At 35.7% G+C, this 3,908-nt stretch carries 3 protein-coding genes; all 3 read right to left on the bottom strand.

The window, feature by feature from the left end:
* Positions 1-51: 51 nt before the first annotated feature.
* The 3 genes from cbiT to AFK68_RS06885 all read right to left on the bottom strand — a co-directional run bounded on the left by cbiT (position 52) and on the right by AFK68_RS06885 (position 3,218).
* Positions 52-654, bottom strand: a complete 603-nt coding sequence (cbiT, locus tag AFK68_RS06895; RefSeq protein WP_094672120.1) for a precorrin-6Y C5,15-methyltransferase subunit CbiT — start codon at positions 652-654, stop codon at positions 52-54.
* Positions 655-995: 341 nt separating this feature from the next.
* Complete coding sequence (locus AFK68_RS06890; protein WP_094672119.1) at positions 996-2,591, bottom strand: aminotransferase class I/II-fold pyridoxal phosphate-dependent enzyme; 1,596 nt, start codon at positions 2,589-2,591, stop codon at positions 996-998.
* Positions 2,592-2,714: 123 nt separating this feature from the next.
* On the bottom strand, positions 2,715-3,218 hold the full coding sequence (locus AFK68_RS06885) for a hypothetical protein (protein WP_246844038.1): 504 nt from the start codon (positions 3,216-3,218) through the stop codon (positions 2,715-2,717).
* Positions 3,219-3,908: the final 690 nt, after the last annotated feature.

Here is a 3,908-nt window from a genome sequence, read left to right as displayed (position 1 = left end):
ATATAATATTATTCTATTGTTAATTTTCTTTACTTGAAGCTGAGGAAAAAATTAATTTATTTTTTCTCCACTCAAAATAAATATAGGATTAATTGCTGCGAAGGTTTGATGTATTCCTCTCGTCTCCAGACGATTTACTGCCGACTGCACTACCTCTACATTCCTAACTTGTAAATCAGCAAAACTTTCAGAAACAGCATAAAGACTTTCTAGATTAGCAGCAGTAGCAATAATGCGACCTTGTGGTAATAATCTTTTCCAAACCTCTTCCAGTATAACTTTGATATAACGACCTCCACCTATACAGACACGGCTAGGTGCATCAGTTAAACTATCAAGACATTCAGGAGCATTACCTTCAACTACTGTGACATTTTCTACTCCAAAGCGGTCACAATTTCTCCTAATTAAACTTGCTACTTCTTCATCCCTTTCTATGGCAATAACTCGACCTTGAGGACATATCAAGCCGATTTCTACTGATATGGTTCCTGTTCCTGCACCAATGTCCCATACTACTGAATCTGATTGTAATCGTAAATAAGATATTAACAGTAAGCGGACTTCTCGCTTACTCATGGGAATACCAGGTAAACGTTCAAATAAGTCATCTGGGATACCTGGAGTAACATAAGGCCAAAGTTGGGAAGGCATAGAAAATTATTTTTGTATAGCGCTAGGGAATAGGGAATAGGGAATAGGGAATAGTAAACTGTCAAAGGACTTCAGGATTTAGAAATGTCCGCGCTCTTTGCTTCAACTGCTATAGCAATAAATAAGGAAGGATTAACATCCTCTCAACTCTCAAACTAAGCTAGGTAGTGGGATTCCCAAGACTCACTATGTGTTTAAAGACTGATACATAGCACTATAATTTTTTTACTACATCTACATAATATCCCTCAATTTAGTTAAGAAGTATTTGAGTTTTACTTATCAACTAAGTGTGATGTACTATCCCTTAAATTAATCTCAGGTTTGATAAATGGTCAAAACTAAAATCTAGAGACTTTGATAGTTTTAAGACTAGGGTCACTACATCCTGTTATTATGCCACCGAATCTTAGGACTTGTTCAAATATCTGAAGATGTTTTTCTGTAATAATTTCACCAGGTATTAATACTGGAATCCCAGGTGGATAGGGACAAATTAATTCGGCACTGATATGTCCTAAAGATTCTTCGATGGGCAAACAATTTTTATGAGCAAAAAAAGCATCTCTAGGAGAGACTGGTATAGAAAAATAAATCATATCTAGGTCAAGTTTTTTCCTGTGGTGGATAGGCAGGTTAACCCTACTCCGAGACCTTAAACTGGTTAAAGCTGTTACTAATTGATCGATATCTGCCTTTGTATTTCCTATGGAAATAATAAATGTCAGATGTTGGAAACTAGGTAATTCACAGGTGACTCCTAATTCCTGATGTAAAATTTCATCAGCTTCATAGCCACTCAACCCAATATTAGAAACTTTAATAGTTAATCTCGTTTGGTCAAGAGCAATAAATCCTGGGTTGAAATAATTCTCAATTGGGTAATTGGGAATAGAGAATATTGCTCCTGATTTCCAACTCCCTTCTTCACAATCATTCGTTAATAACTCAGATTCTCCTGTTAAGGATGTCAAACTTTTTCCTTCAAACTTCTTCCTTCTTTCTTCCTTGTCAAATACAGAAAAATTTGGTAACTGACTAATTCTATTTCTAGCATCATTAGCTAATTGTATGGTTTGGCTCATTAGTTCTTGACCAAACAAAGACATTTGTTGACGCGCAGCGTCGAGAGATGCCAAAAGTAAATAATTTGGACTGCTAGACTGTAACATCTGTAAAGCTTGGTTGAGTCGATAAGAGTCTATGCGTTGGCTCCCTAAATGCAGCATTGATGCTTGAGTCATTGCCCCTAAGACTTTATGAATCGACTGTACTGTTAAATCTGCTCCACCCACTAATGCTGGTGTGGGTAACTCTGAATGAAAAGCAAAATGTGGACCGTGAGCCTCATCTACTAAAAGAGGAATATTATATTTATGGACTTCTTGGGCGATCGCTGTAATATCTCCACAGACACCATGATAGGTGGGATATACTATCATTACTGCTTTGGCATCGGGATATTTTGCTAAGGTTTGGGCAATAGATTTAGGAGTGACACTTAGGTGAATATCCCAATCTGACTCATAGTCTGGATGGATGAAAATTGGAATTGCTCCAGATAAAATTAGTCCAGAAATTATTGATTGATGGATATTCCGAGGTAAAATTATTTTGTCGCCATTCCCACAAGTAGCCAGAATTCCGGCTATAATTCCTGTAGTGGAACCGTTGACTAGAAATTTAGTTTCTAATGCGCCGAAGGTTTCTGCTGCTAATTCTTGAGATTCCTGAATCACACCATTTGGAGTAAACAAGTTATCTAGTTCTGGTAACTCTGGTAAATCTGCTGGAAAGACTTTTGTTCCTAATAAATCAGTGAGTGGCTGTGCAATTCCTTTTCCTTGTTTGTGTCCTGGTGTGTAGAAAGGAGCATGGGATTTTTGGCTAAGATTTTTGAGGGTCTCAATTATTGGTGCTTTAGTTTGGTCAAACATTCAAACTTTCCTATACCTATTAGACCGTTTCAACTAAAATAGTGCATTAGATTTGTCATTGCGAACGACAGTGAAGCAATCTCCACACACTTTTCTATTGCAACATTTAAGATGAAAAGTCCACTATATATACTTATAGGCTCGACAAGCAGTAATAGGGTTAAAATTGGTATCCACAAATTGCACTCTACTAAAAGTATCAATCCACAAATGAGCGCCACACTCGGCCGGGTCGTGAGGATGATATACTATTCGACAAGGACCTTTAATTTCCAACTGATAACCATAGTCATTACGCTTAGTCTCCTTTACAGAAATTACTGGCTTCAATTCCTTTAGTGGATTTTTGGCATTTTCCTTAATTATGTGCTGATTAACATGAATCATTGTAGGTTTAGTGCGCTTTTCCTTGCACCAATTACCTTTCGGACCTCTAGTACCAGGAAAAATTATTGGCATTTCATAACCTTGACGCCCATAAGCAGGTATTTTCCAAAATCCATTTTCCTTTTCAGCATTTTTAACTCGACCTTGAGATAATAAGATCCGCAAACGTTGAGTTGAAATACCTAATAAATATGCAGCTTCTCTAGTACCGATAATTTTTTTGTTTTTTTCTTCAACCATTGTGCAATAGTTTTTTTAGTATAATTATTCTACTATAGTAATTAATATTTTAACCATTATTTAGGTATAAAGGGGGAAGTCATTTCAGTTATCAGTTATTAGTACCTCCGACTAAAGCATGGAAATTGGGCTTGCTGAATCAAGGTATGAAAATAAAAATTGAGCAATCTGAAATATTTCTTATTCAAGAGTTTAGTAACTACTAAAAAATACGAATCATACCCAAGCATCAGAAACGCCCGAAATTGAAATAGCAAGTCGCGAATATTTTTTGATCCCCTTTAAGATAGGCAGGGCTGTTTGAAAGTATCGTAAGTTAATGATTTAAGGATAACAGGAGATGAGGGGATCGGGGATATAGAGAAATTTACCAAAATTTGCCGATTTTTCAGTTTTAGAATATCGTTAAACTCTGACTAAATATCTGATTCAATTGGCTAAAATAACAATATTTTGTTAATTGACCTTCAAGAATAATTGATAAATTTGACCAAAATACTTACTATTTTATCAAAATTTACCATCTTGTCTATCTCCTTCTTTTTTTTTCGCAAGAATGAAACAGCCCCGATTTAAGATGGGTGGCTTTAGACTTCATTATTTTGGGAAATAACTATTAGGCCACGAGAGGGATAAAATTTTGATTATTAATAATAATTAAGATATAATCATATTCTATGAGTCTAGTGA

The organism is Hydrocoleum sp. CS-953 (genome assembly GCF_002260545.1).
Lineage (GTDB): Bacteria > Cyanobacteriota > Cyanobacteriia > Cyanobacteriales > Microcoleaceae > Trichodesmium.
The sequence above is the reverse complement of the archived record's forward strand: the minus strand, read 5'-3'. Positions and strand labels throughout refer to the sequence as shown.

Excerpts from the sequence above, each read along its gene's own strand:
- cbiT (WP_094672120.1), bottom strand. The coding sequence starts at position 654 with ATGCCTTCCCAACTTTGGCCTTATGTTACTCCAGGTATCCCAGATGAC.
- AFK68_RS06885 (WP_246844038.1), bottom strand. The coding sequence starts at position 3,218 with ATGGTTGAAGAAAAAAACAAAAAAATTATCGGTACTAGAGAAGCTGCA.
- AFK68_RS06890 (WP_094672119.1), bottom strand. The coding sequence starts at position 2,591 with ATGTTTGACCAAACTAAAGCACCAATAATTGAGACCCTCAAAAATCTT.